Here is a 25,194-nt window from a genome sequence, read left to right as displayed (position 1 = left end):
GCGGAAATGTGAGGAGGGACGGTATGCGTGCGTTCGCACCCCTTGGGCTGTTTCTGCTGGCCGGATGCGCCGCAGCGCCCCCGCCTTCGATGCCGGTCGCCGCGCCAGCTGCACCCGCCGGGGTCGAGGCTGCGGCCGTGTCGCCGACAACGCCCGCCCAGCCTTCGGCGGAAGGCAATTTCCGGGCCGCGCTCGACCGGATCAATCAAATCGACCCCCAAGTTCATGCGGTGCTCGCCGTTGATCCGACCGCGATCAACCAGGCCCGGGCGTTCGATATGAGCGGACGCCCGCTTGGAGTGATCGCGGGGCAGCCGGTCCTGATCAAGGACAATATCGAGCTTGCCGGACCGTTGCCGACCACGGCCGGGAGCCTGGCACTCGCGAACAACGTCACCGACCGCGACGCGCCGCTCGTGTCGAAGCTGCGTGCGGCCGGTGCGATCATCGTCGGCAAGACTAACTTGAGCGAATGGGCCAACATCCGCTCGAACAGCTCGATCTCCGGATGGAGCGCGGTCGGCGGGCAAACGCGCAACCCGTGGGCGCTCGATCGCAACCCGTGCGGGTCGTCGAGTGGAAGCGGGGCGGCGGTCGCGGCGGGTATGGTCCGGCTTGCGATCGGCACCGAGACCGACGGCTCGGTCACCTGCCCTGCGGCCATCAACGGTATCGTCGGGTTAAAGCCCACCGTCGGCCTGGTCAGCCGTACCCACATTGTTCCGATCAGTCACAGCCAGGATACGGCCGGACCGATGGCGGCGAGCGTTCGCGAGGCGGCCGAGCTGCTTACCGTGATTGCCGGGAGTGATCCGGCTGACCCGGCCACCGCGGAGGCCGACAAGCACAAGACGGACTATGCCGCTGCGCTGGACGCGGGCTCCCTCAAGGGCAAGCGGATCGGCGTGATGCGCTTTGCGTCGGGCTTCGGGACTAACGCGGCATTCGAAACCGCGCTGGCGTTGCTTCGCCAGCAAGGCGCGACCCTCGTCGAGATCAAGAAGTTCGACAGCAGCAAGATTGGGCCCAACGAGTTCAGCGTGCTGATGACCGAGCTCAAGGCGGACCTCGGCACTTACCTGCGCGGGAGCCCGGCGCAGATCCCGATCCGCAGCCTCGCCGACGCAATCGCCTTCAACAATGAGCATATGGCGACAGAGATGCCGCTATTTGGGCAGGACGAGTTCGAGCAAGCTGAGAAGACCAAGGGACTCGGTGATCCGGCCTACAAGAAGGCGCGCGAGACGAGCTTCCGCGCAGCCGGGCCGGGTGGGATCGATCACCTTCTCAAGCAATATGATGTCGTGGCTCTCGTTGGGCCGACGCTTGCCCCAGCGTGGAAGATTGACGCCGTCAACGGCGATACGTTCATCGGCGGCGGTGCGGGCGGATTGGCGGCCGTGGCGGGGTATCCGCACCTGACCGTGCCGATGGGTCTCGTCAAAGGGCTGCCGGTGGGGCTGAGCTTCATCGGGCCCAGATGGAGCGAGGCGCGGCTGCTGTCGCTGGGCTTCGCGTTCGAGCAGGCACGCGGGCCCTTCCCGACGCCGAAGTTCTACCGCTCGATCGAGGAAGACGACCCGAACATCGCGCCGCAGCTGCAGCCCGCGCCGCGCTAAGCGGTCAGCTTCAGCGCGGCAATTGCCGCGACAATCGCGAAAATCAGCAGGATCCTGATGGTCGTCGACGGTTCGTGAAACCAGAGGATGCCGACGATGACGGTGCCAACCGCGCCGATGCCGCCCCAAACAGCATAGGCCGTGCCCATCGGCATCGAGCGCGAGGCCAGCTCGAGCAGCCCCATGCTGACCGCGACCGATGCCAGGAAGGCCAGCGTCCACGGCAGGTTCCGAAAGCCGTCGACGAACCGCAGCGACGTGGTGAACCCGACCTCGAACAAGCCGCCGACGATCAGCCAGAACCAAGGCATGAAAAATCCTTCATTGGACGAAAGTGGCGCGTTCGTTACGTTCCCGCCTCATGACCAAACCCCGCACCATCGGCAACATGATTGCGCCGTGGCGCTTCCTAGTCTTCCTGTTCGCGCTCGTAGCGGGAGCAATCTTCGCCTGCGTGATCATCCGCGACTGGCCGCTGGGGATCATGGCCGGCTTCGATCTTGCCGCCTTGCTGTTCATTGCCTTGTGCTCACCCCTGCTCCGACTGCACAAGGCGAAGGAGATAGAGGAGCTCGCGAAGAAGAACGACGGCAACCGGACGGTCCTGCTTGGGATCACCGGGATCGTCATGGCAGTGCTGATGCTATCGATCGCAGCCGAGACGGTGGGGCGCCATCCGGAGCCCTACACCAAAATCCTGATTATCGTGACGTTGATCGTCGCCTGGACCTTCAGCAACACCATCTATGCGCTGCATTACGCGCATGTCGCCTACATCCATCCGAAGTCGGGATGCCACGGGCTCGAGTTCCCGGCGACGAAGGAGCCTATGTACTGGGACTTCGTCTATTTCGCTTTCACGCTCGGCATGACCTTCCAGACGTCCGATGTGACGATCACCAGCGAGCGCATCCGGCGCATCGTGACGATCCATTGCCTCGCCGCCTTCTTCTTCAACATCGGCGTGCTCGCGTTCACGATCAACGTGCTCGGGTCGGCCTAGGTATAGTCCATTTCCGGCGGCGCGCTGGTCTTGCCGCGCGCGCCGACCAGGCAGCCGCCAACGATCAGCATCGCGCCGGCGAGCGTGAACGCCGACACCGGCTCGCGGAAGATGATCCAACCCAGCGCGGCGGCCCACAGGAAGGCGCTATATTCGGTGACCGCAAGATAGCTCGCCTCGCCACGGGCGTAAGCGAACGCAAACAGCAGGGTTCCGCTGCTCGACATCAAGGCTGCGACGATGACCCATAGCCATTGCTGCTGCGGCCAGGCGGGCATGCCGACGAACGGAACCGCCGCAAGCCAAAGAATCATGATTACCGAGGATTGAAAGAAGTTGATTTCGAACGGGTCGGCGGCGAGCGCCTGACGCCGCATCATGACGATGTTTGCGGCATAGCAAAGCGCCGAACCGAGGATCGCCGCTGTCCCGAGCAGCGCTTCATCCCCGAGGTTCGCTCGCGCCTGACCAAGCACGATGACGATGACTCCCGTAAAGGCGACGATCGACCCAAGGATCGAACGCCGCCCGATCCGCTCGTGAAGAAAGAGGGCGGCGAGCAACAGAGCGATGAGCGGGGCGATGAAGGTCAGCGCGATCGCTTGGGCAAGCGGCACGCGCGCTATGCCCCAGAAAAACAGGAAGGCCATGACTGTCACGTCGACCGCGCGCGCAATATGGATGCGCAAGGTCGGGCGGTCGGGCCAGCGCTTGTTTCGGGGCAGGTAGAGCGCCCCGCTGATCAACAAGTTCGCAAACGCACGCCAGATGCTGACCGCGACGATGCCAATCGCAAGCACGAGATGCTTCATCACCGCATCCATGATCGACAGCACCGCAACCGCGCCGAGCGCGACCATGAAGGCCTGGACCGGATGCTGGGCGACGCGGCTCACAAGACCGCGCTTAGGGGATTAATTCGTTACGTCGAGTGCAACGATTGGAGCAGCCGGCGCTGAGTCGATCAGCAGCGGCGGCGGGGAAGGCTGAACCGCCTTAGCGAGCGCGCCGCTCATGATCAGGATAAACAACAACTTGACCATCACCCGAGCTTGCGCCCGGAGTGGTTAAGGAAGGCTAACCTTATTCTGCCGCGTCGAGCGTCGGCACCTCGAGCGCGGCCTCGAGCTCGGCCGCTTTCGCTTCGACCAGCCGCACGATGTGATCGATCATGTCGGCATCCTGGACGTGGTGATCCGTCACGCCGGACAGGTAGACCATGTGCTTGCCGTTGCCGCCGCCGGTGATGCCGATGTCGGTCTCGCGCGCTTCGCCCGGTCCGTTCACGACGCAGCCGAGGACGCTCAAGGACATCGGCGTTTTGATGTGCTGGAGCCGTGACTCGAGCGCTTCGACAGTGCGGATCACGTCGAAGCCCTGGCGCGCGCAGCTCGGGCAGGACACGACACGCACACCGCGGCTGCGGATGCCCATCGCCTTCAGGATCTCGTAGCCGACGCGAACCTCTTCTTCCGGTTCGGCTGAGAGCGAGACCCGGATGGTGTCGCCTATACCGGCCCACAGCAGGTTGCCGATGCCGATCGCGGACTTGACGGTGCCGCCGATTAGGCCGCCCGCCTCGGTGATTCCGAGGTGCAAGGGGCAGTCCACTTGGCTCGCCAGTTGCTGGTAAGCGGCGACGGCGAGGAACACGTCGCTGGCCTTCACTGCTACCTTATAGTCGCGGAAACCGTGGTCCTCGAGAATGCGAATATGGTCGAGGGCGCTTTCGACCAATGCTTCAGGGCACGGCTCGCCATATTTTTCGAGCAGGTCCTTCTCGAGACTGCCGCCATTCACGCCGATGCGGATGGCGCAGCCGTTAGCCCGCGCCGCGGCGATCACTTCCTTGACGCGCTCTTCCGACCCGATGTTGCCGGGATTGATGCGCAGGCAGGCGGCGCCCGCGTCGGCCGCCTCGAGCGCTCGTTTGTAATGAAAGTGGATGTCGGCGACGATCGGGACATTGGCCGCGCGGACGATCTCCTTCAGCGACGCGGTCGCCTCGGCGGTCGGGCAGGACACGCGAATGATGTCCGCGCCGGCTTCCTCGCAGCGGCGAATCTGGTCGATGGTCGCCTTGGCGTCCTCAGTCGGCGTGTTGGTCATGGTCTGGACGCTGATCGGCGCGTCTCCGCCCACAGGCACGGAGCCGACCATGATCTGCCGCGACTTGCGCCGATCGATATCTCGCCAGGGACGGATGGACATGACGGCGCATATAGGCGCTGACGCGCGCGCGGCAAAGCCGGTCCGGAATCACCTCGCCCCGCTTATCTCATTGTGTTAACTAGGGTTGCGGGTTTGATGGGGGCGGTCAGATGACCAAGCATGCCCGAGTGCCGGCAGACGACGGCGCGCCGCGGGAGGCGGTCGCCGAGGTCCATCACATCGCCCGGCCCCACGCCCGATATTATGCCTTCCTCAGCTACAGCCACAAGGATTCGGAGCTGGCGGACTGGCTTCACCGCCAGCTCGAAGAATTCCGCGTCCCGCACGCGCTCGCAGGGAAGCTTACCGAGCACGGAGTCATTCCGAGACGCCTGACGCCAATCTTCCGCGATCGCCACGAGCTAGCGGCCGCCAACGACCTTGGCGCTGAAATCCGGATCGCGCTGGAATCCTCGCAATATCTGATCGTGCTCTGCTCGCCCGAAGCCGCGAAGTCGCAATGGACCAATGCCGAAATCGAGCATTTCAAACGAACCCGGCCGGAAGGCTGCGTGCTCGCTGCGATCATTTCAGGCGAGCCATATGCAAGCGATCTGCCCGGCCGGGAAAGAGAGGAATGTTTCCCGCCCGCATTGCGCTTTCGCTACGACGGCCGCGGACGGCGAACCACGAAGCGCGCCGAGCCGCTCGCAGCCGACCTCCGCGAGGCGGGGGACGGCCGGCGGATGGGCTTCCTCAAACTTGTCGCGGGCATGCTCGGTGTTGGGCTCGACGACCTGGTCCAGCGCGAAACCTTGCGGCGGCAGCGGCGTCTCGCCTGGCTTGCAGCTGCGTCGCTCGCCGGAATGGCGATCACCAGCACCCTGGCGGTGACCGCGATCAAAGCCCGCGACGAAGCACGCGAACAGCGGCGGCAGGCGGAAGGCCTGGTCGGCTTCATGCTCGGCGACCTCAAGGATAAGCTTGAGCCGATTGGGCGTCTCGACGCTCTGGACGCGGTCGGCAGCCGAGCGCTCGCGTATTACCAGAAGCAGGACAAAAGCCAGCTCAGCGACGAAGCGCTCGCGCAGCGAAGCAAGGCGCTGACGTTGATGGGGGAAATTGCCCAAACCCGCGGCGATCTTTCGGGCGCGCAAAGCCGCTATCAGGAGGCGTTGGCGAGCACCGGCGAATTGCTTCGCCGCGACCCTGATAGCGGCCAGAAGATCTTCGATCATGCCCAGAACGTCTTCTACGTCGGGGCGATCGCCTTCCAGCGTGGGGCTTTGCCCGAGGCGGAGGGGCAATGGCGCGAATATAAGCGGCTGGCCGAGCAACTCGTCTCGCTTGATCCATCCAAGAAGGAGTGGCGGCTAGAGCGGATTTACGCCGACACCAACCTTGGCATCGTTCTCGCGAACCAGAACAAATATGGCGAAGCGTCGGCAACGTTCGAACATGCGCTGTCCGACACGGAAAGACTGACCGCAGGCGAGCCCAACAATCGCGATTACCGGGACCAACTCGGCGAGACACTCGCCTGGCTATCAACCTCGCGCGAAAGCGAGGGGGCGCTCGACGACGCGCTTGCGCAACGCGAACGGTTGCTCGCGCTGCTCGAGAAGCAAACGACCCGCCGCGATGACGCTCCCCTGAAATACAGGATCATGGCGGCGCACCGCGCACTTGGGCGGCTCTTCGCTGAGCGCGGCGATGTGTCACAAGGGCTCGCGCATTTCACGCAGTCGCTGCGCCTCGGCGATGAGCTGAACGCTACCGAGCCCGATAATACCGAATGGGCCAAGGCCCGGGCCGGTGCCTATATCGATCTTGGCGACTTGCAGCTTTCCAGCGGGGATGCTGAGCAAGCCGGCCAATCGCTGCGCGCCGGATGCGACATCGCAAACCGCTTGATTCAGCGTGACTCGTCGGTGCTGGCATGGCGCTCGCAGCTTCGCGGCGATTGCCTGAGGCTTGGCGCTCGCGTCGCTCTCGCCCGCGGTGCCAGCCAGGAAGCGAACGATTTGAGCTTGAAGGCGCTCGGCCTCGCCACAGCCGAGTCGGCAAAAGACAATAGCGCCAGGCAGCGTATCTCTCTCGCCGAAGCTCTGTTGCTGCGGGGACAGGCAGCGAACGCGTTCGGCGATCGCCAGCTCGCGCTCCAGAACTGGCAGAAGGCGCGGGCAGTATGGCCCAGCGGTGTCGGGGTCCCGCCGTCGGACCTCGCGCGCTGGGCACTCATCCTGGATGCGCTGGGCCAACGCCGCGAAGCCGCGGCGATCGCGGCGCGCCTCGACACAATGGGATTTCGATACCCTGGGTTCGCGCGTGAGCGCCGGCTCGCGTCAACCGTCATAGTGAGGAGCGAATGAAGGTCAGGAACGTCAAGATTGTCGCCATGCCCAATGAGGATGGCAGCATCGATTTCGAGCTCGACGGGATCAAGCCGGAGCACGCTCGTCTCCATCTTGAGAAGGACAGCGGCAAGCACGCGATAAACTTCAACCTTCATGACCGGACGGGGAGGAATTTGGCGTTCGATCCCGATGATCCGATCTGGATCGGCGAGGATTGTCCTTGCCCGCCCGCGCCCGGAATAAATTCCGACCAAATGAATGTCGCCGGCCTGTCCTCGCGATCCCTTAAAACCGTGAATGCGAACAGCGGCCGCGGCCGGGATCTTCGTTACCAGCTCAACTTTATCGACGGCGAGGGAGCGCGCCAGACCTGCGATCCGATCATTCGTAACGATGGGGGCAAAGTCTAAGCCGTAAGAGGTGCCGAGAAGTCTAGCAGAAGGGGGAAATACGATGCCGACGAACCTACCACCGGTCGTAGTCACGCCCATTCAGGCAGCCACCAACAACGGGCCCTGGCAAGTTGCGCACGGCAGCGCAGCCAGTAACCAGTCCAACTCCTATCCTGTCGTCCATGCTGGCGTCGCCAAGGGCGACTATGTCATCACGTTCAACATCGGCGGCCAGAACGACCTCCAGTTCGACAGCACGCCCGGTGTCGGACCGATTTGGATTGGGGCCAATGGCAAGCCGAGCAAGGCTTTCATGGACACCCACTTCCATAGTCCGGTCATTTCAAATGCAGGGAAGACGCTGACCATCACCGACACAAAGGACGACACATCCACTCAGCCGTCCCAGAAGTTTCATTACCAGCTGAACTTCCTGGGTGGCGACGCGACCCATAAAAAGCTCGACCCAATCATCATCAATGATGGGGGCAAGACGGTAAATAACTACACCTTCCAGCAGGTCGCCGAATTCAGCCTGGTGGGCCTAGCCGTGATCCTGCTCGCAGTGTTCCTCTATCGCCGGATGGTCTCCCGTCGGGATTCGGAAAACATCGGCGGATGATCGATTGAGGCGAGCGCTCCGAGCATGAAGCAACCATCCCGGAGCGGCCCGCCGCAGCCGCCGTTCACTCTGTGCGTTGGCGTGACCGGGCATCGCGCCGACATGCTTCCAGCCGGCGCACTCGTTCCCCTTCGCCAGCGGCTGCGGGAAGTGCTGACCGTGATCGGCGAAGCCGGGGACAAGGTTCGTAAGCGAAGCAAGGACTCGTTCTCCGACGCACCGATCGCGAGGCGCTTTGTCTCGCCTATCGCGGACGGCGCCGACCAGATCGCGGCGGAAGTCGCGCTCGAACTCGGCTGGCAATTGCATGTCGTGCTTCCGTTCGACCGCAAGCGCTACCGCGCGAGCCTCGCGAATGACGGCGCGCGCGAACGCTTCGACGCACTGATCGGCCAGGCGGCCTGCGTGCTGGAACTTCCCGGCGACAGCAAGCGCGAGCTCGACGCTTACGTGATGACCGGGCGAGCCACGGTCGCGCATTGCGACATATTGATCGCGGTATGGGACGGGCTTCCGCCACGCGGACGGGGTGGGACCGGGGAAGTCGCGATGCTGGCGATCACCCGGGGAACCGCGGTCATTCATCTCCCGCCCGACGCCCAGCGCGACGCGCGCCTGCTGTGGAGCGCGTTCGATCCAACTGTCCTGACGGTGGCGGATGACCCGTCGGTCGAGCGACCGCTTCGTAGCGCGGATGTCGAAGCCCTGCTCTCCGGACTTCTGACGATTCCGCCCGACCCGCAGGAGCGCCGCTTCCTCAAGCAATTCTTCAGTGAGCGCTTGTGGCGAATCCGTGCGCGGATCGAATATCCCTTGCTCCTGACCGCTGCCGGCGTCCGCAGGTTCAGGCCGGGCGACCTTACCGAGCGGCATTGCCTGGAACAGATAAGGGACGAGTGGCAGCGCTATCGGGCCGGCTGCGCCGAGGCGCACAACATCAACGCGCCGATCGACTTGCTCGAAGAATCCTATAGCTGGGCCGACCGGCTGGCGACCCACTTCGCCCAGACATACCGAAGCGGGCACATCTTCAACTTCCTGCTTGGCGGAATCGCCGTGTGCCTGGGCCTCAGTGCATTCATGGCGCCGCATCTGAAGTTCGAATTCGCCGCGTTCGAAATGGTGATTACGTTGGCGATCATCCTGAACGCGATGATTGGCAGCAGGCAACAGTGGCACCGGCGCTGGCTCGATTATCGCCAGCTCGCCGAGCGACTGCGGCCGATGCGGAGCCTCAAGCTTCTCGGAATTGCCGCGCCCGACCCACCGGGGACCGAAGCCAATCCGGTGCCCAAACGCTGGATCGACTGGTATGCGAGCGCGATCTGGCGAGCGATGGGCTGCCCCTCCGGAACGCTCGATCCGAGGCGCGCGGAACGGCTGGCGGATGCCATCGCTGAGCATGAGGTCGCACCGCAAATCGCATACCACGAACGCAACGCGGTTCAGATCGAACTGCTCGACCATCGGCTCGCGCAGATCGGAACCGTGTTGTTCGTCGCGACGCTGCTGGTGTCGGTAGCGACGCTCGTGGGGCTGGGCATCGGCGCGGATTTCGTCACGCGTTACGGCAATTGGTTCACATTGGTATCGGCCGGCTTTCCAGCGCTCGGCACGGCGGTGTTCGGAATCCGTTTCCAGGCGGACTTCGGGGGCGATGCACTGCGCTCCAAAGCCACTGCGAGCACGCTTCGCGATATCGAACGCGAGCTGCGCAAGCAGGTCCAGCTCGGGCGCGCCGCGGACCTCACCGAGCAGGCGGCGCGCCTGATGCTGTCCGACCTCGATGAGTGGCGGCTCGTCAACCAGCAACGCGACCTGTCGGTCGGTTAGTCGGGATCGCCCCAGCGCCAACGCCACCCGCCGCGCGTCGTCTTGGCGCAAATCACCATCAGAATCACGATGAGCGGGGCCAGCGCACCGACCATCATCATCGGCCTATTGGCGAATTTAACGGACACCAAGACGGCAATAGCGACAAAGCCAATCGTGATTGCCCAGCCTTGCCAGCTGATCGGAATGCCTGAGCCATATCCGTAACGCTTCGGGGCGAACCATTCGGGGCCGTCGCTCATCGCTTCATTCTCCCTTCGTGGGCCGGCCGCGTTTACGTGGCGCTGGCGCCCTGAGCTTCACACCCCGCGCACCGAGCGCTTCGCGCAGCAAGCACTCGACCTGGGCGTTGACGCTGCGCAGCTCGGCCGAAGCGCAGCGCTCGACCGCCGCCCACAGTGCCGGGTCGACGCGGAGTGGGTAAGCCTTGCGGTCGCCGGCGCCGGCCATGGCTTATTGGTAAAGCGTGCCGGTGTTGACGACGGGCTGCGTATCGCGCTCGCCGCAAAGCACGACCATCAGGTTTGACACCATCGCCGCGCGGCGCTCGTCGTCGAGCTCGACGACGTTCTTTTCGCTGAGCATCGCCAACGCCATCTCGACCATTCCGACCGCGCCTTCGACCAGGGTCTTGCGGGCGGCAACCACCGCCTGGGCCTGCTGGCGGCGAAGCATCGCGCCAGCGATTTCCTGCGCATAGGCGAGGTGCGTGAAGCCGCATTCATCGACGGTGATTCCCGCTACCGCGAGCCGCGCCTGCAGCTCGGTGCGAAGCTCGGCGCCGACCTGGTCGTGATTGCCGCGAAGCGTGATCTCCTGATGCTCGAAATCGTCATAAGGATAGCGCGACCCGATGGTCCGGATCGCCGCTTCGACCTGGACGCGGACGAACTGCTTGTAGTCGTCGACGTCGAACAGGGCCTGCGCCGTATCGACCACGCGCCAAACGATCTGCGCGGCCATTTCGATCGGGTTGCCGCGAAGGTCGTTCACCTTGATCTTCTCAGAGATGAAATTGTTGGCGCGGACGGAGACTTTCTTCTTAGCCATCCACGGCCAGATCCACCTGAGGCCCGTCGTCCGATCGGTCCCGCGATAGGAACCGAACAAGGTGATGGCCGCCGCCTGGTTGGGCTGAAGCATATAAAAGCCGGGCAGGATCAGGATCAGCAGAGCCGGTCCAAGCCCCATGGTCACAAGCGCAAGCCAGCCGCCTGTGTCGTTCGCGATGTTGAAGAACCCGAACAGCCAGAAGAGAACCACGACGACGAGCGCCAGCAGCATCACGTAGCCGCTGAAGGATTCGGCCTTCCGCTCGCTCGTCGCAGTCAGCGCAATGACTTTCTCGTTTGCCACATTTGCCTCCCAAAATATGATATCATTTTAATATACCCACGTGAAGCGCGTCAACTGGAATCGGATTCGCGGCGCGGCTATGGCGCCCGGATGTTCGAGAAGCGCTGGCGATTATTGATTCACGGCGGGGCAGGCTCCGAGCGCATCGCGCATGACGATCCGGCCCATGAAGCGCGGGCGCGTGCAGGGTTGGAAGCGGCCCTTGAGGCGGGCGCGGCGATCCTGGCGAAGAGCGGAAGTTCGGTCGACGCGGTCGAGGCCGCGGCGCGATTGCTAGAGGAAGACGCCTGCTTCAACGCCGGCCGGGGCAGCGTGCTGACCCAGAATGGCGAGGTCGAGCTCGACGCTGCAATCATGGAAGGCGCGGGTCGCAATGCCGGCGCGGTTGCCGGAATCACCACTACCCGCGCGCCGATCAGCCTTGCGCGGCAGTTGATGGAGCATGGGCCGCACGTGTTCCTCTCCGGCCATGCGGCGGACCATTTCGCGGAGGCAGCAGGGCTGGAACAAGTGGCCAACGACTTCTTCATTCTGCCCGAGCGCAAGCGCCAGTTGGACGAAGCATTGGCGGCGGGGAGCGCGGCGGATCCAATCAAATATGGGACGATCGGCGCCGTCGCGGTCGATCTCGACGGCCACGTCGCGGCGGCGACGTCCACGGGGGGAATCACTGCAAAGCGTTGGGGCCGCGTGGGCGATTCGCCGCTGATCGGCGCGGGCACCTATGCCGATGACCGTTCAGCCGCCGTGTCGGCGACCGGGTCCGGAGAATATTTCATCCGCGCCGTCGCCGCTCACCAGCTTGCCGAGCGCATCCGCCTCGGCGGTCAGTCCTTACAGCAGGCGCTTGATGCGACCCTGGCCGACATCGATGCGCTCGGCGGCAAAGGCGGCCTGATCGCGGTTTCCGCCGACGGCGACGCAGCCTGGGGCTTCACGACTCCGGCGATGTATCGCGGGATGGCCGACGCGACCGGCCGCACCGTCGCGATCTATTCGGAGGACCGGTAAGGCAGGTCCCGGCGCAGCCACGCGATTTCATTCGCAATGGCGTCGCGCTCGCTCTCAACGAAATCCGCGACCGCATTGCGGAAGTTGCGGTTCGACAGGAAGTGGGCGCTCCGCGTGATCACCGGCTCATAACCGCGGGCGATCTTGTGCTCGCCCTGCGCACCGGCCTGAACCGAGATCAACCCGTGATCGATCGCCCATTCGACGGCTTGGTAATAGCTTAGCTCGAAGTGGAGGAAGCGGACTTCCTCAACGCACCCCCAGTAGCGGCCGTAAAGGCTGTCGGGCCCGATGAAGTTGAGAGCGCCGGCGATGGGCTGTCCGCGGCGGAGAGCCAGGAACAGGAGCACCTTATCGCCCATCCGTTCGCCGATCAGTTCGAAGAATTCGCGGGTAAGGTACGGGTGGCCCCACTTTCGTGAGCCCGTGTCCTGATAGAAGGCCCACATCGCATCCCAGTCGGCCCGGCCGATCTCCGGACCGCGCAGCTGACGAAATTCGAGGCCCTCGCGGGCGACCGAACGCTCTTTCCGGATCGCCTTGCGCTTGCGACTGGTTAGGGCCGCCAGGAAATCATCGAAGCTCGAATAGCCGCGGTTGAACCAATGATATTGGATGCCGTGACGGATCAGCCATCCGCGCTGCTCGCATTCGCCAGCGCCTGCGTCATCGACGAACGTGATGTGTGCCGACGAAAGGTCGTTTTGGACGACCACAGCCTCGGCGGCCGCAAGCAACTGCTGCCGCTTCGCGCCCAGCAGACGCGGGCCCGGCACCGGGGTGAAGGGCACCGCCATCTGCAGCTTAGGATAATATTGGCCACCGGCGCCCATCCACGCCTCCGCCCAGCCGTGGTCGAACACATATTCGCCCTGGCTGTGCGACTTGAGATAGGCCGGAGCTGCGGCACCGATCGCCTCTTCTTCCTCGATCAGGATAGGCGCGGGCGACCAGCCGGTACCAGGCCCAACGCTGCCCGAATCCTCAAGCAAGGAGAGGAATGCATGACTGAGAAATGGGTCGTCGCCGGCGAGCGCGTCCCACGCGGTGGCATCCACGGCGGCAACGCCGGATGCTAGCCTCGCTATGACTTCAGATTCGCGGTCGGCCATACCCCCTTATGGGTAGCTGAGGCGCGATGAACTAGGCTTTGACTGCGACGATCGCGTCGACTTCAACCGCAACGCCAAGCGGAAGCACCGCCACGCCGACCGCGCTCCGGGCGTGGCGGCCGGCGTCTCCGAATACGTCCTGCATCAGCTCGGACGCACCGTTGGCGACCTTCGGCTGATCAGTAAATGACGGTGCGCTGTTCACGAACACACCCAATTTCACGATCTTCTCGACCCGATCGAGCGAGCCGAGCGCGGCCTTCATCTGCGCAACCAGCATAATTCCGCAGCGCCGGGCCGCGGCGATGCCCGCGTCCACGTCCATGTCTTCGCCTAGCCGGCCTTTGATCAGGCTGCCGTCCTCGGCGAAGCTGATCTGCCCTGAAATGTGGAGAAGTCCACCGAGTTCGACGGCAGGGACGTAGGCCGCGACCGGCGCTGCCGGCTGCGGAAGGGTGACGCCGAGTTCGGCGAGGCGCTCATCAATGCTCATGAGCCGCCCCAAGCACCGGTCGGCGTGTGAATCAACCCTCGCGGTTGACGGTGAAGCCGGCCCAGCTCTGGGTGACCGGCATCAACTCGATGGCATTGATGTTGAGGTGCGGAGGCAAGTTGGCGAGCCACCAGAAAAGGTCGGCGAGGTCCTCGGCGGTCATCGGATCCATTCCCGCATAGAGCTTGTCGGACGCTTGCTTGTCGCCGCCGGTGCGAACGATCGTGAATTCGGTCTCCGCCATGCCAGGCTCGATCGAGGTCACGCGGACGCCGGTCCCGGCAAGGTCGCAACGAAGGTCGAGCGAAAACTGGCGCACGAACGCCTTCGTGCCCGCGTACACTGCGCCGCCCTTGTACGGGTAGGTCGCGGCAACCGACGACAGGTTGATGATGTGACCTTTGCGCTCGACCAATTTGGGCAGGAGGGCGCGGGTTAGCGCGACAAGACCGGTGATGTTGGTGTCGATCACATTTTCGACCCGGTCCCAGTCCGTATCCGGCAGCGGATCGGTCGGCGGCGCCAGGCCCGCGTTATTAAGCAAGAGGTCGATCTCGCCCCAGCGCCCTTCGAGCCCGGCAAGACTTTCGAGCGCTGTTCGGTCGCGCATATCGATTTCGAGAGGAAGGAACGCGTCGCCGAGCTCGGCCTGCAGCTTCTTCAATCGATCGCCGCGGCGACCGGTGCCGATGGCGTTCCAGCCGCCCGCGACGAATTTGCGGGCGGCGGCTTCCCCGAAGCCTGCGGTCGCTCCCGTAATCAGGATGGTCTTCATTGATCCTCCAACTGCCGCCGAGCCTCTACGAGCGCAGCGGGCGGAACGCCAAGGTCTTCGGCAACGGCGATGAGATCGGGCTCAAAGGCCTCCAGAAACCGGAGCACTGCGGCAAGCAGCTGTGGGTCGCTCGCCTTGCGCTTCAGTTCATCCGTCCCGATTCCGGTCAGGTCGAGGAACCGCTGCGTCCGACGTTCGTCGCCGAGCGTTGCCGCTAGCGCCGAAAGCGCAAGCGCAATTGGGTCGTTTGGTGTCTCGCCTAGCACGGCCTAGAAGTGCGCGAAGCGGGGGAAGGATGCAAAATTGGCGAAGATCCTGATCGTCGAGGACAATGCGCTGAACATCAAATTGTTCTGCGACCTGCTTGCCGCGCACGGCCACCAGCCGGAAGCGGTGACCGACAGCCGCAACGCGCTCGAGAAGGCGCGCAGCTTCGAACCGGACCTGGTCATCACCGATATCCAGTTGCCGCACGTCAGCGGGCTCGACCTCATTCGCTTGATCCGGAAGGACAAGAAGCTGGCTCGCGTGCCGATCATGGCGGTGACCGCTTACTCAGCGCGTGGCGATGAGGAACGCATCCGGGGCGCGGGTGCGCAGGCCTATGTGTCCAAGCCGATCTCGGTCGTGCGATTCGCGCAGACGGTCGATGAGTTGCTCGAAAGCGGGGAGCAAGCTGACCCGGCGGGCGAAGATCAAGCCGAATGGGCCAATGAAGGCGCCGAAGGGCCGAGCCTGGGCGAACCAGGCGGCGAGGAAAGCTAGCATACGGCCACAAATGTCACGCGGTTCGGCGCCATTCGCGCGGCCATAAAGCCAGCTTACTTGATCTTGGCTTCCTTGAACTCGACGTGCTTGCGCGCGACCGGGTCGTACTTCTTGAAGCTCAGCTTCTCGGTCTGAGTGCGCGGATTCTTCTTGGTGACGTAGAAGAAGCCAGTGTCGGCACTGCTGACGAGCTTGATCTTGACGGTTGCCGGCTTGGCCATCGTGAATTCCAAATCTGAAAAAAGAAAAGCGGCCTTCGCCGCCCGTTCGGCGCGCTCTGGTCGGCGAGGCGAGATTTGTCAAGTTTTCCGAGACGATCGCTTCGCTAGCGAGCGTCCTCCAGCGCCTTCTGGAGCACCTTCGCTCGGCGAGAGATGAGGTCGACCGAGATCACCTTCTGGTCAAGGTCGACGAGCAGGCGATTGAGGTCGAGCGACAATCCGGGCGCATCACGCACCTGGGCTATGGCGGCGCGCTCGATCACAGGATCCAGCCTAATCGTGCAGGTCGTGGGCAGGCTCATTCGGGTTTCACCCTGCGAACTGTCGCTGATCTTCTCGGCGCAGTCCCGGCGGATCGCCGCCTGAGCCAGATACGGCATCGTTCGCCGCAGGGTCTCTTTGTAAGCCGGCACCGAGACCAGATTGACCTGCGTCGACTCCGTGGTCGCGTAAAAGTTGGTCACCTTGTCGCGCAGTTCGGCGTCGCCGATGTTGGCTATATCCCCCGCGGCAATCATCTGGTCGTAGGTGTTGCGCTTCATTGCCCAAGGCAGCGTCTGGCTGGCCTGATAAGCATCGATCAAAAATTGCGACCCGAGTGAAGAGCTCGGCTTCCCAAGAGCAGCGAGCGTCTTCAGCCCCTCGCCATGGACCCAGTGATAATATTGCCGCTGCTGGTCCAGGTTCTGCTGATTGGACTGCAGATCGTCGATCAGCATCGCACGGCTCTCACGCCCGCGCTCCCGATCCAGGCGAGCCTGGTTCCAGTTCGTCGCCTGGGTGCCGAGAAACACCCCGATGACCACGATCGCCAGGTCGATCGCCACCGCAAACCAGTTATGGTGGGCGACATGCTCCCGTATCCGGCGAAGTATCATGGGGTTCCCCGTATTGAGGCTGTAACCAGGTCGTAACGGCTGCTTAACCAATGTGCGAGACCCTGCCTTCAACGGGAGGCAGATGATGGCAGGCGATCCGCTCGCGAATGTAAGGCACGAGGTGACCTTGCGCGTCGCTGAGATTCGCGATGCCGGCCGCCGTCTGTCGCCGCTCGACCTTCACGCCCGCATGGACGCGATCCGCCAACTCGCCGCCGCGCATGGCTTGGCTGCGCTTGAGAGCCTTGCCCATTGCTCGGCACAGCTGGCGCTGCTGCCGGGGCATCGCGTGTCGATGTCATCGTGCCTTGAGCGTGTCGACGACGCCTTCGACTGCCATTCGGACCACGACTGCACGGCGATGCTCGCCGCGCTCGCCGTCCGCCTGCACTAGGCACGAAAGGCGCTTTCACGCATTTGAGGCGCAATGCGCGCCTTTTCGCAGCTGCTCGACGATCTCGTCTACACGCGCTCGCGCAATACCAAGCTCAAGCTCATCGGCGATTACCTGAAGGAAACGCCCGACCCGGACCGCGGCTACGGCTTGGCCGCGCTGACGGGAACGCTGGACATTCCCGCAGTCAAGGGCGCGGCAGTGCGAGCGATCGCCGAGGAGCGGGTCGATCCCGTGCTGCTGTACATGAGCCGCGACTATGTCGGTGACATGGCCGAGACGGTGGCTTTGCTTTGGCCCAAGCCGCTGGATGAGCCGCCAGAAGTCGATGATGCGACGATCAGCATCAGCGCGGCGATCGAGCGGCTCCGCTCGACCACGAGGCTCGATGCGCCGCGGATCCTTGCCTCGATGCTCGACCATCTCGATGCATCGGGACGGTTTGCCCTGCTCAAGCTCGCGACCGGCGGGCTTCGCGTCGGGATCAGCGCGCGACTGGCCAAGCAAGCGCTAGCCGACGCCTTCGGCCTCGATGTCGAGGCGGTCGAGGAGGTGTGGCACGGGCTGCGTCCACCGTTCACCGAGCTGTTTGCCTGGGGTGAAGGACGCGGCGACCAGCCGACGGCAAAGGACGTGCCCGTCTTCCGGCCGTTCATGCTCGCCCATGCGCTTGAAGAGACCAAGGTCTCGCTCGACGATTATGCGGCAGAATGGAAATGGGACGGCATCCGGGTCCAGCTAGTTCACGCCGGCGGCGAGACCCGGATCTACAGCCGCACCGGCGACGATATCTCGGGCAGTTTCCCGGAAGTTGCTCAGGCATTTGCGACGAAGGGCGCACTCGACGGCGAGTTGCTCGTTCGGGGTGAGGATCAGGGCGTCGCCGACCTGCACGGCGGCGCGGCGGCCAGCTTCAACGCGTTGCAGCAGCGGCTCGGACGCAAGAACGTCAGCGCCAAGATGCTCAAGAGCTACCCGGCGTTCGTCCGGCTCTACGACATATTGTTCGACGGCGACGAGGATTTGCGAGGTCAAGGTTGGGAGACGCGCCGGAAAAGGCTCGAAGCGTTTGCAAAACCTCTCGACCCGGAACGCTTCGACCTTTCGCAGCTGATCGAGGCGGACAGTTTCGAGCAACTTGAAGTCCTTCGAACGAGCGCTCGCGACGTCGCCATCGAAGGTATGATGCTGAAGCGCCGCGACAGCGCCTATGTCGGCGGGCGCCGGGCCGGCCTGTGGTACAAGTGGAAGCGCGATCCGCTCACCGCCGATTGCGTCCTGATGTACGCGCAGCGCGGCTCGGGGAAACGCTCGAGCTATTACAGCGATTACACCTTCGGCTGCTGGGCCGAAGACGGCCAACTGCTGCCGGTGGGAAAAGCCTATTTCGGCTTCACTGACGAGGAATTAAAATGGCTCGACCGGTGGGTGCGCGGACATACGACCGAGCGGTTCGGACCGGTGCGCGAGGTCGAGAAGGCGCTAGTGCTCGAGGTCGCCTTCGACTCAGTCCACCAGAGTTCGCGCCACAAGTCCGGAATTGCGATGCGCTTCCCCAGGATCAGCCGCATCCGCATCGACAAACCGGCGGCTGAGGCCGACCGGCTGGCGACGCTCCAAGCAATGGTAACTTGAAGCGCTAGCGAAGCGCGCTAAGCCTTCCTCCTCAAGAGGGGGAAAACATGTTCAAGCATCTGCTCGCCGGCGCCGCGGCGCTGGCCATATCCGCGACCGCCAACGCAGAAACCTACGCGATCCAGGCCGGGCACCTGATCGTCGATGCCGCGCAGCCGGCACGCGGCCAGTCGACCGTCATCGTCGACAATGGCCGCATCACCCGGATCGACAGTGGATTCACCGCGCCGGCAGGGGCAATCGTCGTCGATGAGCGCGCGCGCACAGTGATGCCGGGCATGACCGACGTCCACGTCCATCTGACGCAGGACAGCGGCACTCCTTGGTACAGCTACTTCACCCAGAAATATTCGAACGCATATTCGGTCACCGTCGGCCTGACCCATGCGCTCGATATGGCCCGCGCCGGCTTCACCACGGTCCGCGACCTTGGTGGCGACACGAACGCGGTGATTGCTGTTCGCGACGCCGTTGCGGAAGGACGTTTCGCGGGCCCCCGAATCAAGGTTTCAGGTGCGCCGCTGTCGATCATCGGCGGCCACGCCGACACCGCCACCGGGCTACCGCCCGAGCTCGCCGCAGCCGTGAACGAAGCGCATTTGAACCCATCAGTCTGCACAGGCGTGGACGAGTGCCAGAAGGTCGTCCGCGAACTCGCCGCGGCCGGCGTCGATGTGATCAAAGTCATGGCAACGGGGGGCGTGCTTGATCCGGGCGCGATGGGACTCGAGCAGCATTTCACCGACGCGGAGCTGAAGGGCATTGCCGACATGGCGCATGCCATGCATCTCAAAGTTGCCGCGCATGCACATGGGGCGCGCGGGATTCTCGCCGCCGCCAACGCAGGCATCGATTCGATCGAACATGGCACCATGCTCGATGAGGCGGGCGCCCGCGCAATGAAGGCGCACGGCACTTATTATTCGGCGACCCTAATGGCGTTCAGCGGCGTCCAGGGCATGCTGGGCACGGGCAAGCTTCCGCCGGCTTCCGAAGCCAAGGCGCGGCAGATTCTCGCCTTGTGGGGGAACGGCCTCAATCTCGCTTACCGCAACGGCGTGAAGATCGCGCTGGGCACTGACAGCGCGGTCGCGCCGCACAGCCAGGCCAACAGGGAAGTCGAGCTGATGGTGACGAAGGGCGGGATGACACCGCGCGATGCGCTCATTGCCGCAACCAAAGGCGGCCCGGACTTGATGGGCCTCGCCGCAGAGACCGGAACGCTCGATGCCGGCAAGTCGGCGGATCTGATTGCAGTCGATGGAGACCCGTTGGTCGATCCGACCGCGGTACAGCGCGTCGGCTATGTCATGACGCAGGGCAAACCGATCCCGATGAAAGGACAATGATGCGCTCTTCCCTCTTTGCCATCGCGCTCATGCTCAGCGCGCCCGCGTTCGCGCAGGAAGCCGGTGACGTCCCATCAAAGGACGCGAAGTCGGAAGCGGCCCCGCCTGACAAGGACGTGGTCAAGGCGAACGTCGAGGAAGACGCCCAGCCCGTGCGCCGGTCGATCCCGCTGCGGGGTAAGACGCTGGCCTACACCGCGACTCCGGGACATCTCACGATCCGCAACGACAAGGGTGAGCCGGTCGCGAGCATGTTTTACACCGCCTACACGATCCCCTCCGCAGGCCGGCCGCGGCCCGTCACGTTCCTGTTCAACGGGGGACCTGGCTCCTCGACCATGTGGCTCCACATGGGCTCATTCGGTCCGATGAAGGTCGATGCATCGCAGCCGGCCACCATCCCGGGCCCGCCGTTCCGTTACGGCGCCAATCCCGACACGTTGCTCGACGTTACCGACCTCGTGTTCATCGATGCGCCGACGACCGGCTTGTCGCGCGAAATTGGCAAGGCGGAGGCCAAGGACTTCTTCGGCGTCGACAAGGACGCGGATGCCTTCACGCGCACGATCCAGCGCTATCTGACGAAATACGGACGGTGGAACAGCCCGAAATTCATCATCGGCGAAAGCTACGGAACGACGAGGGCGGCGGCACTTTCAAAGTCGCTGTCGGACGCCGGCGTTCAGCTCAACGGCATCGTGCTGGTCTCGACCATCCTCAACCTCGGCCTGTTCGGGGGCGACGACCAGGCGCTGATCGAATTCCTTCCGACCTATGCGGCCGATGCCTGGTACCATGGCAAGATCCAGCCCAAGCCGGACCTGATGAGCTTTGTCGGCGAGGCTCGTTCCTTTGCCGCCGGCCCCTATGCGACCGCGCTCCAAAAGGGCGCGGCAATCAGCGACGAAGAAAAGCAGTCCGTGGCGCAGCAGATGGCGCGCCTTACCGGCCTGTCGCCGGACTACATTCTGCGCGCCAACCTCCGCGTGCAGCCGAACCGCTTCCAGCGTGAGCTGTTGCGCGACCGCCGGCAGATCATCGGACGAATCGATTCACGCTTCATTGGCACCGAGGCTGACGCCGCGGGCGAGAACCCGAGCTACGACCCGCAGGCGAGCGCAATCACGGGCGCGTTCGGTGCCGCGATCAACGACTATCTGTTTCGCGACCTCGGCTACAAAACGCCGCTCAATTACCGGGTGAACAATTACGGCGGGATCGGGAACGACTGGAACTTCCAGCACAACTCGCCCGACGGGCAGCAGTTCGCCGCCAACACCGCCTCGGACCTTGCTCAGGCGATGCGAGAGAATCCGCGGCTCAAGATCCTCAATGTCGCCGGGCTTTACGATCTTGCGACCCCATTCTTCGGCGCTGAATATGATTTGGGGCACATGGCGCTCGACCCGCAAGTAGCGGCGAACATTCGTTACACTTACTATCCGGCGGGCCACATGATGTACATCGACCCGGGCTCCGCGCGGCAACTTACGGCCGACATCGACGCCTTTTACGCTGGCGCGCAATAGGCAAAGGAAAAGGGCCGGGGAATCGCTTCCCCGGCCCTTCCGCCCCCTTAAGGCTTACGCCTTACTCGCTTTTCGGCTGAAGATTGACGGCGGCGTATTTGCCGCGCCGATCGACCTCTAGCTCGAATTCAAGCCGGTCGCCCTCGTTGAGCGTCGGCATGCCGGCGCGCTCGACGGCCGAGATGTGAACGAACGCATCGGGCTGTCCATCGTCGCGCTGAATGAAGCCGAAGCCCTTCATCGCGTTGAAGAACTTGACCGTGCCGCTCGCCTTCTCGCCGGTCAGCTGACGCTGCGGGCCGGCATTGCCGCCCGCCGCTCCGCCGCCGCCGCCGCCGCGCTCGACCGCCATCGGTTCGCCATCAATGCGCAGGTTGGTCGCAGAAATGCGCCCGCCGCGATCGACCAGGGTGAACTCGAGCGGCTGACCGTCGGCGAGGTCGGTTAGACCAGCCTGCTCGACGGCGGAGATGTGAACGAACACGTCCTCACCACCGTCATCGCGAACGATGAAGCCGAAACCCTTTTGCGGGTTGAAGAATTTGACGATGCCCTTGCCTTCGCCAACGACCTGGGGCGGCATTCCGCCACCGCCGCCGCCGCGGAAGCCACCGCCTCCGCCGCCGCCGCGGAAACCACCGCCGCCGCCGCCGCCGTAGCCGCCGCCACCACCGCGGTCACCGAAGGCCGGTCGGTCGCCATAGCCGCCGCGGCCACCGCCGCCGCCATAACCACCGCGCTCTTGAAAACCTACTTGATCGCCGAAATTGCTTTCTTCGCCGAAGACATTGTCGCGCTTGTCGCGGCCGCGTCCGCCGCGGTCCCCCTTGCGCCCTCTATCGAAACCCATGCTCGTCCAAACTTCCGTGTGCCCGCAATTACCATAAACCAACGCGCTGGGCCCCAGGCGCAACCGGTCGCGCGCGTGTCTTACTCACGCACGGTTCACGCCCTTACAGTAAAATCAGGTGCTGCTCTAGTGATTGAATCCGCGGTTCGAATCGCATGGGGCTGGCAACGCACGCCTATGGCGGACTAAAGCGTCCGCTCACCTTGCCGAAGGATCAGGAATGGCCGTTCACTTTCACGAGGAAGACCTGCCCGCAGAGGTAAAATTCGCGGACGGCCCGATTGCGGTCGACACCGAGGCCATGGGCCTGATGCCCGGCCGCGATCGCCTGTGCCTCGTGCAGCTGTCCGACGGAAAGGGCGATGAGCACCTTGTTCGGTTCGGCCGTGGAAGCGATTATGCGGCGCCCAATCTCAAAGCTTTGCTGGCCGATTCGCGCCGACTCAAGCTGTATCATTTCGCGCGCTTCGACGTCGGCATCATGCATGCCTATCTCGGGATCCTCGCCGCGCCGCTCTATTGCACCCGGACGGCTTCACGCCTGGTGCGGACTTATACCGATCGCCATGGCCTCAAGGACCTGGTCAAAGAACTGCTCAACGTCGACGTCTCAAAGCAGCAACAGACCAGCGACTGGGGGGCGCCCGAGCTCAGCGACGCGCAGCGCGAATATGCCGCAAGCGACGTTCGGTACCTGCATCAGCTCAAGGAGAAGCTCGACGAGCGGCTGGCCCGCGAGGACCGGACAGCGCTTGCGCAGGCATGCTTCGACTTCCTGCCGGCCCGAGCCATGCTGGATATCGCAGGCTGGGCCGAGCAGGATATTTTCGCGCATGACGGATAGCATGCGCCCAAGGGACAGATATGTCTGAAGCCGCAGGCCGGAATCGTGACGACCAGCAACGCTGGGCGGTTCCGGGAAGCGCCCACGACCGCCTGGTGCGCTGGTCGAAGATCGCGCTGCCAAGCGCGGTCGGAGTCCTCATCGCGGTCCTTATGCTCGCCCCGCTCGACAAGAAGGGGGACGTCAGCTTCATCCTCGACAAGAAGAAGGTCGAGAATGCACCCGAGCGAATGCGCGTGGAAGCGGCGCGCTACACCGGCACCGACGACAAAGGCCAAACCTTCGTGATGACGGCGAACCGGGCGATCCAGCGCAGTTCGGACATTCCGCTGGTCGACATCAATGGCATGTTCGCGCGCCTTTCCCTGGAAAAGGGCCCGTTGCTGATCGCGGCCAACCAGGGCCGCTACAACATCGACACGCAACGGGTCGCGATCGTCGGGCCGGTGAAGGTCGCGGGCCCCGACGGCTATCGGCTGGCGACCCGCGACGTGACCGTCGACCTCAAAGGCCGCAACCTCGCAAGCGGCGGACCGGTCGCCGGCCAAATGCGCCTCGGCAACTTCCAGGCGGGCCAGCTCAAAGCCGATCTTGGCGAGCGAACCGTTACGCTCGATGGCGGCGCTCGCTTGAAAATCTTTCAAGGGGCGGTCAGATGAAGGCCATGCGATCCGTTGGCACCATCCTTGCACTGTCGGTTGCGGTCGCGCTTTCGGGCAGCGCCGCCAACGGCGCCCAGCAACAGCAGCCGGTCTCCGCTCTAAAAGGGCATAACAGCAACGCGCCGGTTGACGTGACCGCCGACCGGATCGAGGTCCAGGATCGGGCCGACCGCGCGATCTTTGCCGGCAACGTCCATGTCACCCAAGCTGAGCTGGTGCTCGATACGGCGCGGCTTACCGTCGCTTACTCGGGCGGACAGTCGCAACCTGGCGGCGTCCAGATCAGGCGGCTCGATGCCGCCGGCGGGGTGACGGTGCACAGCCCATCCGAAACGGCAAAGGGCGACTTCGGCATCTACGATCTCGACCGCAAGCTGATTACGCTGATCGGCAACGTCCAGCTGATCCGGGACCAGAACCTGATCAACGGCGCGCGGCTGGTTATCAACCTCGATTCAGGCCGCGCGGTGATCGATGGCGGCCCACCTGGCGTCAACCAGACCGGTGGCCGCGTGCAAGGCCACTTCACGGTGCCGCAACGCAAGCAGCAGAAATAGGACGCGGCGGTTGAACGAAGCGGCGACCTTCGCGCGATCCTCCGCGGACGCGCGGATGAACCCCGGCCTCGAGGTGCGGTCGATCGCCAAATCCTACGACCGGCGCGCCGTGCTTCACGACGTGTCGCTCGACGTCCACCGCGGCGAAGTGGTCGGGCTGTTGGGGCCCAACGGCGCGGGCAAGACGACCTGCTTTTATTCGGTCATGGGGCTGGTGAAGCCGGACAGCGGGCGCATCCTGCTCGACGACCAGGATATTACCGAGCTGCCGATGTACCGCCGCGCGATCCTCGGCCTCGGCTACCTGCCGCAGGAGACATCGATCTTTCGCGGGTTGACCGTCGAGGAAAATATCCTGGCGGTGCTCGAGGTGGCCGAGCCCGACGCGGCCGACCGGCGCGCGCGGCTCGAGCAGTTGCTCGGCGAATTTGGCCTGACCGCACTCAGGGACTCGGCGGCGATGGCGCTGTCGGGCGGTGAGCGGCGGCGCTGCGAAATCGCCCGAGCGCTCGCCGCTAACCCCTCGATCATGCTGCTCGACGAGCCGTTCGCCGGCATCGACCCGATTTCGATCTCGGACATCCGCGACCTGGTGAGGGAACTGAAGCAGCGCGACATTGGCGTCCTCATCACCGATCATAACGTCCGTGAGACGCTCGATATCGTCGACCGCGCCTGCATCATCTACGACGGCCAGGTTCTGTTCCAAGGTACTCCCGAAGCGTTGGTCGCCGACCAAGAGGTCCGGCGCCTTTACCTCGGCGAGAGCTTCGCGCTGTAACG

At 64.0% G+C, this 25,194-nt stretch carries 29 protein-coding genes and 1 pseudogene; 16 read left to right on the top strand and 14 right to left on the bottom strand.

The genetic code is table 11. From position 1 onward, the window contains the following. Window positions 1–23: 23 nt before the first annotated feature. Window positions 24–1,619, top strand: a complete 1,596-nt coding sequence (locus AC4K8G_RS08290; protein ID WP_491733683.1) for an amidase — start codon at window positions 24–26, stop codon at window positions 1,617–1,619. On the opposite strand, the gene AC4K8G_RS08285 is transcribed toward AC4K8G_RS08290, so the two are convergent. Beyond that, window positions 1,616–1,930, bottom strand: a complete 315-nt coding sequence (locus tag AC4K8G_RS08285; RefSeq protein ID WP_491733682.1) for a DMT family transporter — start codon at window positions 1,928–1,930, stop codon at window positions 1,616–1,618. The two genes, AC4K8G_RS08290 and AC4K8G_RS08285, sit on opposite strands and share 4 nt — an antisense overlap. 50 nt (window positions 1,931–1,980) lie before the next feature. Here AC4K8G_RS08285 and AC4K8G_RS08280 point away from each other — a divergent pair, with 50 nt between their 5' ends. Continuing rightward, window positions 1,981–2,622, top strand: a complete 642-nt coding sequence (locus AC4K8G_RS08280) for a DUF1345 domain-containing protein (protein ID WP_491733681.1) — start codon at window positions 1,981–1,983, stop codon at window positions 2,620–2,622. Here AC4K8G_RS08280 and AC4K8G_RS08275 read toward each other — a convergent pair. From AC4K8G_RS08275 to ispG, 3 genes are read right to left on the bottom strand one after another with little or no spacing between them, the layout of a single operon-like run. Beyond that, the gene (locus tag AC4K8G_RS08275; protein ID WP_491733680.1) at window positions 2,619–3,518 is read right to left on the bottom strand and encodes a DMT family transporter; all 900 of its coding nucleotides are present in this window, start codon (window positions 3,516–3,518) and stop codon (window positions 2,619–2,621) included. The two genes, AC4K8G_RS08280 and AC4K8G_RS08275, sit on opposite strands and share 4 nt — an antisense overlap. Window positions 3,519–3,536: 18 nt before the next feature. Continuing rightward, window positions 3,537–3,665, bottom strand: coding sequence for a hypothetical protein (locus AC4K8G_RS08270; RefSeq protein ID WP_491733679.1), 129 nt, complete (start codon window positions 3,663–3,665; stop codon window positions 3,537–3,539). Between the two features lie 40 nt (window positions 3,666–3,705). Next, window positions 3,706–4,833 carry a flavodoxin-dependent (E)-4-hydroxy-3-methylbut-2-enyl-diphosphate synthase gene (gene ispG, locus AC4K8G_RS08265; protein WP_491733678.1) on the bottom strand — a complete coding sequence of 376 codons (1,128 nt, stop codon included), beginning with the start codon at window positions 4,831–4,833 and terminating at the stop codon, window positions 3,706–3,708. A gap of 110 nt (window positions 4,834–4,943) precedes the next feature. Between ispG and AC4K8G_RS08260 the strand changes: the two genes are divergently transcribed. The 4 genes from AC4K8G_RS08260 to AC4K8G_RS08245 are packed head-to-tail and all read left to right on the top strand — an operon-like array spanning window position 4,944 to window position 9,977. After that, window positions 4,944–7,145: a TIR domain-containing protein gene (locus AC4K8G_RS08260; RefSeq protein ID WP_491733677.1), complete on the top strand. Its 2,202-nt coding sequence runs from the start codon at window positions 4,944–4,946 to the stop codon at window positions 7,143–7,145. Next, window positions 7,142–7,540, top strand: coding sequence for a hypothetical protein (locus AC4K8G_RS08255; protein WP_491733676.1), 399 nt, complete (start codon window positions 7,142–7,144; stop codon window positions 7,538–7,540). Before AC4K8G_RS08260 ends, AC4K8G_RS08255 begins: the two co-directional genes overlap by 4 nt. 43 nt (window positions 7,541–7,583) lie before the next feature. Continuing rightward, on the top strand, window positions 7,584–8,144 hold the full coding sequence (locus AC4K8G_RS08250; protein WP_491733675.1) for a hypothetical protein: 561 nt from the start codon (window positions 7,584–7,586) through the stop codon (window positions 8,142–8,144). 24 nt (window positions 8,145–8,168) lie between these two features. Further along, a complete protein-coding gene (locus tag AC4K8G_RS08245; protein ID WP_491733674.1) occupies window positions 8,169–9,977 on the top strand; it encodes a hypothetical protein in 1,809 nt (602 codons plus the stop codon). Here the strand turns inward: AC4K8G_RS08245 and AC4K8G_RS08240 are convergent. The 3 genes from AC4K8G_RS08240 to AC4K8G_RS08230 are packed head-to-tail and all read right to left on the bottom strand — an operon-like array spanning window position 9,974 to window position 11,333. Beyond that, a complete protein-coding gene (locus AC4K8G_RS08240) occupies window positions 9,974–10,219 on the bottom strand; it encodes a hypothetical protein (protein ID WP_491733673.1) in 246 nt (81 codons plus the stop codon). The two genes, AC4K8G_RS08245 and AC4K8G_RS08240, sit on opposite strands and share 4 nt — an antisense overlap. Before the next feature lie 4 nt (window positions 10,220–10,223). After that, complete coding sequence (locus AC4K8G_RS08235; protein ID WP_491733672.1) at window positions 10,224–10,427, bottom strand: type II toxin-antitoxin system antitoxin; 204 nt, start codon at window positions 10,425–10,427, stop codon at window positions 10,224–10,226. Window positions 10,428–10,430: 3 nt separating this feature from the next. Beyond that, the gene (locus tag AC4K8G_RS08230) at window positions 10,431–11,333 is read right to left on the bottom strand and encodes an SPFH domain-containing protein (protein WP_491733671.1); all 903 of its coding nucleotides are present in this window, start codon (window positions 11,331–11,333) and stop codon (window positions 10,431–10,433) included. Window positions 11,334–11,423: 90 nt separating this feature from the next. On the opposite strand from AC4K8G_RS08230, the gene AC4K8G_RS08225 reads away from it, so the two are divergent. Next, window positions 11,424–12,344 carry an isoaspartyl peptidase/L-asparaginase family protein gene (locus AC4K8G_RS08225; RefSeq protein WP_491733670.1) on the top strand — a complete coding sequence of 307 codons (921 nt, stop codon included), beginning with the start codon at window positions 11,424–11,426 and terminating at the stop codon, window positions 12,342–12,344. Here AC4K8G_RS08225 and AC4K8G_RS08220 read toward each other — a convergent pair. Genes AC4K8G_RS08220 through AC4K8G_RS08205 form a run of 4 tightly spaced genes read right to left on the bottom strand, consistent with a single transcriptional unit; the run spans window position 12,326 to window position 14,990 of the window. Further along, window positions 12,326–13,456 (bottom strand): GNAT family N-acetyltransferase, encoded by a 1,131-nt coding sequence (locus tag AC4K8G_RS08220; protein WP_491733669.1) that lies wholly within the window; start codon window positions 13,454–13,456, stop codon window positions 12,326–12,328. The two genes, AC4K8G_RS08225 and AC4K8G_RS08220, sit on opposite strands and share 19 nt — an antisense overlap. A gap of 31 nt (window positions 13,457–13,487) precedes the next feature. Beyond that, a complete protein-coding gene (locus AC4K8G_RS08215) occupies window positions 13,488–13,949 on the bottom strand; it encodes a RidA family protein (RefSeq protein WP_491733668.1) in 462 nt (153 codons plus the stop codon). 31 nt (window positions 13,950–13,980) lie between these two features. After that, entirely contained in the window at window positions 13,981–14,724 is a 744-nt protein-coding gene (locus AC4K8G_RS08210; protein ID WP_491733667.1) for an SDR family NAD(P)-dependent oxidoreductase, read from the bottom strand. Beyond that, on the bottom strand, window positions 14,721–14,990 hold the full coding sequence (locus tag AC4K8G_RS08205; protein ID WP_491733666.1) for a DUF3572 family protein: 270 nt from the start codon (window positions 14,988–14,990) through the stop codon (window positions 14,721–14,723). The genes AC4K8G_RS08210 and AC4K8G_RS08205 overlap by 4 nt, the downstream gene beginning before the upstream one ends. 46 nt (window positions 14,991–15,036) lie before the next feature. On the opposite strand from AC4K8G_RS08205, the pseudogene AC4K8G_RS08200 reads away from it, so the two are divergent. Then, a pseudogene (locus tag AC4K8G_RS08200) lies at window positions 15,037–15,384 on the top strand (response regulator); the annotation flags it as partial. Window positions 15,385–15,545: 161 nt separating this feature from the next. Here AC4K8G_RS08200 and rpmG read toward each other — a convergent pair. Further along, window positions 15,546–15,713, bottom strand: coding sequence for a 50S ribosomal protein L33 (rpmG, locus tag AC4K8G_RS08195; protein WP_491101176.1), 168 nt, complete (start codon window positions 15,711–15,713; stop codon window positions 15,546–15,548). Between the two features lie 104 nt (window positions 15,714–15,817). Continuing rightward, window positions 15,818–16,591 carry a hypothetical protein gene (locus AC4K8G_RS08190; protein WP_491733665.1) on the bottom strand — a complete coding sequence of 258 codons (774 nt, stop codon included), beginning with the start codon at window positions 16,589–16,591 and terminating at the stop codon, window positions 15,818–15,820. Window positions 16,592–16,676: 85 nt separating this feature from the next. On the opposite strand from AC4K8G_RS08190, the gene AC4K8G_RS08185 reads away from it, so the two are divergent. The 4 genes from AC4K8G_RS08185 to AC4K8G_RS08170 are packed head-to-tail and all read left to right on the top strand — an operon-like array spanning window position 16,677 to window position 21,498. Next, window positions 16,677–16,985, top strand: coding sequence for a hypothetical protein (locus AC4K8G_RS08185; RefSeq protein WP_491733664.1), 309 nt, complete (start codon window positions 16,677–16,679; stop codon window positions 16,983–16,985). Window positions 16,986–17,018: 33 nt separating this feature from the next. Then, window positions 17,019–18,620 (top strand): cisplatin damage response ATP-dependent DNA ligase, encoded by a 1,602-nt coding sequence (locus tag AC4K8G_RS08180; RefSeq protein WP_491733663.1) that lies wholly within the window; start codon window positions 17,019–17,021, stop codon window positions 18,618–18,620. 47 nt (window positions 18,621–18,667) lie between these two features. Continuing rightward, window positions 18,668–19,969: a metal-dependent hydrolase family protein gene (locus AC4K8G_RS08175; protein ID WP_491733662.1), complete on the top strand. Its 1,302-nt coding sequence runs from the start codon at window positions 18,668–18,670 to the stop codon at window positions 19,967–19,969. After that, complete coding sequence (locus tag AC4K8G_RS08170; RefSeq protein ID WP_491733661.1) at window positions 19,966–21,498, top strand: S10 family peptidase; 1,533 nt, start codon at window positions 19,966–19,968, stop codon at window positions 21,496–21,498. Before AC4K8G_RS08175 ends, AC4K8G_RS08170 begins: the two co-directional genes overlap by 4 nt. 61 nt (window positions 21,499–21,559) lie before the next feature. On the opposite strand, the gene AC4K8G_RS08165 is transcribed toward AC4K8G_RS08170, so the two are convergent. Continuing rightward, window positions 21,560–22,348, bottom strand: coding sequence for a cold-shock protein (locus tag AC4K8G_RS08165; RefSeq protein ID WP_491733660.1), 789 nt, complete (start codon window positions 22,346–22,348; stop codon window positions 21,560–21,562). Between the two features lie 220 nt (window positions 22,349–22,568). Between AC4K8G_RS08165 and AC4K8G_RS08160 the strand changes: the two genes are divergently transcribed. The 4 genes from AC4K8G_RS08160 to lptB are packed head-to-tail and all read left to right on the top strand — an operon-like array spanning window position 22,569 to window position 25,192. Further along, on the top strand, window positions 22,569–23,192 hold the full coding sequence (locus AC4K8G_RS08160) for a ribonuclease D (RefSeq protein ID WP_491733659.1): 624 nt from the start codon (window positions 22,569–22,571) through the stop codon (window positions 23,190–23,192). Window positions 23,193–23,212: 20 nt separating this feature from the next. Beyond that, window positions 23,213–23,851 (top strand): LPS export ABC transporter periplasmic protein LptC, encoded by a 639-nt coding sequence (lptC, locus tag AC4K8G_RS08155; RefSeq protein WP_491733658.1) that lies wholly within the window; start codon window positions 23,213–23,215, stop codon window positions 23,849–23,851. Beyond that, window positions 23,848–24,411, top strand: a complete 564-nt coding sequence (locus AC4K8G_RS08150) for an LptA/OstA family protein (protein ID WP_491733657.1) — start codon at window positions 23,848–23,850, stop codon at window positions 24,409–24,411. The genes lptC and AC4K8G_RS08150 overlap by 4 nt, the downstream gene beginning before the upstream one ends. Window positions 24,412–24,466: 55 nt before the next feature. Then, a complete protein-coding gene (lptB, locus tag AC4K8G_RS08145; RefSeq protein ID WP_491734439.1) occupies window positions 24,467–25,192 on the top strand; it encodes an LPS export ABC transporter ATP-binding protein in 726 nt (241 codons plus the stop codon). The last annotated feature ends 2 nt before the right edge of the window (window positions 25,193–25,194 follow it).

The sequence above is a fragment of the Sphingomonas sp. SP3 genome, from assembly GCF_058514305.1.
The sequence above is the reverse complement of the archived record's forward strand: the minus strand, read 5'-3'. Positions and strand labels throughout refer to the sequence as shown.

Bases quoted from the DNA above. Each gene is read 5' to 3' on its own strand.
- AC4K8G_RS08290 (WP_491733683.1), top strand. From the start codon at position 24: ATGCGTGCGTTCGCACCCCTTGGGCTGTTTCTGCTGGCCGGATGCGCC.
- AC4K8G_RS08285 (WP_491733682.1), bottom strand. From the start codon at position 1,930: ATGCCTTGGTTCTGGCTGATCGTCGGCGGCTTGTTCGAGGTCGGGTTC.
- AC4K8G_RS08280 (WP_491733681.1), top strand. From the start codon at position 1,981: ATGACCAAACCCCGCACCATCGGCAACATGATTGCGCCGTGGCGCTTC.
- AC4K8G_RS08270 (WP_491733679.1), bottom strand. From the start codon at position 3,665: ATGGTCAAGTTGTTGTTTATCCTGATCATGAGCGGCGCGCTCGCTAAG.
- ispG (WP_491733678.1), bottom strand. From the start codon at position 4,833: ATGTCCATCCGTCCCTGGCGAGATATCGATCGGCGCAAGTCGCGGCAG.
- AC4K8G_RS08260 (WP_491733677.1), top strand. From the start codon at position 4,944: ATGACCAAGCATGCCCGAGTGCCGGCAGACGACGGCGCGCCGCGGGAG.
- AC4K8G_RS08255 (WP_491733676.1), top strand. From the start codon at position 7,142: ATGAAGGTCAGGAACGTCAAGATTGTCGCCATGCCCAATGAGGATGGC.
- AC4K8G_RS08250 (WP_491733675.1), top strand. From the start codon at position 7,584: ATGCCGACGAACCTACCACCGGTCGTAGTCACGCCCATTCAGGCAGCC.
- AC4K8G_RS08245 (WP_491733674.1), top strand. From the start codon at position 8,169: ATGAAGCAACCATCCCGGAGCGGCCCGCCGCAGCCGCCGTTCACTCTG.
- AC4K8G_RS08240 (WP_491733673.1), bottom strand. From the start codon at position 10,219: ATGAGCGACGGCCCCGAATGGTTCGCCCCGAAGCGTTACGGATATGGC.
- AC4K8G_RS08235 (WP_491733672.1), bottom strand. From the start codon at position 10,427: ATGGCCGGCGCCGGCGACCGCAAGGCTTACCCACTCCGCGTCGACCCG.
- AC4K8G_RS08225 (WP_491733670.1), top strand. From the start codon at position 11,424: ATGTTCGAGAAGCGCTGGCGATTATTGATTCACGGCGGGGCAGGCTCC.
- AC4K8G_RS08220 (WP_491733669.1), bottom strand. From the start codon at position 13,456: ATGGCCGACCGCGAATCTGAAGTCATAGCGAGGCTAGCATCCGGCGTT.
- AC4K8G_RS08215 (WP_491733668.1), bottom strand. From the start codon at position 13,949: ATGAGCATTGATGAGCGCCTCGCCGAACTCGGCGTCACCCTTCCGCAG.
- AC4K8G_RS08210 (WP_491733667.1), bottom strand. From the start codon at position 14,724: ATGAAGACCATCCTGATTACGGGAGCGACCGCAGGCTTCGGGGAAGCC.
- rpmG (WP_491101176.1), bottom strand. From the start codon at position 15,713: ATGGCCAAGCCGGCAACCGTCAAGATCAAGCTCGTCAGCAGTGCCGAC.
- AC4K8G_RS08190 (WP_491733665.1), bottom strand. From the start codon at position 16,591: ATGATACTTCGCCGGATACGGGAGCATGTCGCCCACCATAACTGGTTT.
- AC4K8G_RS08185 (WP_491733664.1), top strand. From the start codon at position 16,677: ATGGCAGGCGATCCGCTCGCGAATGTAAGGCACGAGGTGACCTTGCGC.
- AC4K8G_RS08180 (WP_491733663.1), top strand. From the start codon at position 17,019: ATGCGCGCCTTTTCGCAGCTGCTCGACGATCTCGTCTACACGCGCTCG.
- AC4K8G_RS08175 (WP_491733662.1), top strand. From the start codon at position 18,668: ATGTTCAAGCATCTGCTCGCCGGCGCCGCGGCGCTGGCCATATCCGCG.
- AC4K8G_RS08170 (WP_491733661.1), top strand. From the start codon at position 19,966: ATGATGCGCTCTTCCCTCTTTGCCATCGCGCTCATGCTCAGCGCGCCC.
- AC4K8G_RS08165 (WP_491733660.1), bottom strand. From the start codon at position 22,348: ATGGGTTTCGATAGAGGGCGCAAGGGGGACCGCGGCGGACGCGGCCGC.
- AC4K8G_RS08160 (WP_491733659.1), top strand. From the start codon at position 22,569: ATGGCCGTTCACTTTCACGAGGAAGACCTGCCCGCAGAGGTAAAATTC.
- lptC (WP_491733658.1), top strand. From the start codon at position 23,213: ATGTCTGAAGCCGCAGGCCGGAATCGTGACGACCAGCAACGCTGGGCG.
- AC4K8G_RS08150 (WP_491733657.1), top strand. From the start codon at position 23,848: ATGAAGGCCATGCGATCCGTTGGCACCATCCTTGCACTGTCGGTTGCG.
- lptB (WP_491734439.1), top strand. From the start codon at position 24,467: ATGAACCCCGGCCTCGAGGTGCGGTCGATCGCCAAATCCTACGACCGG.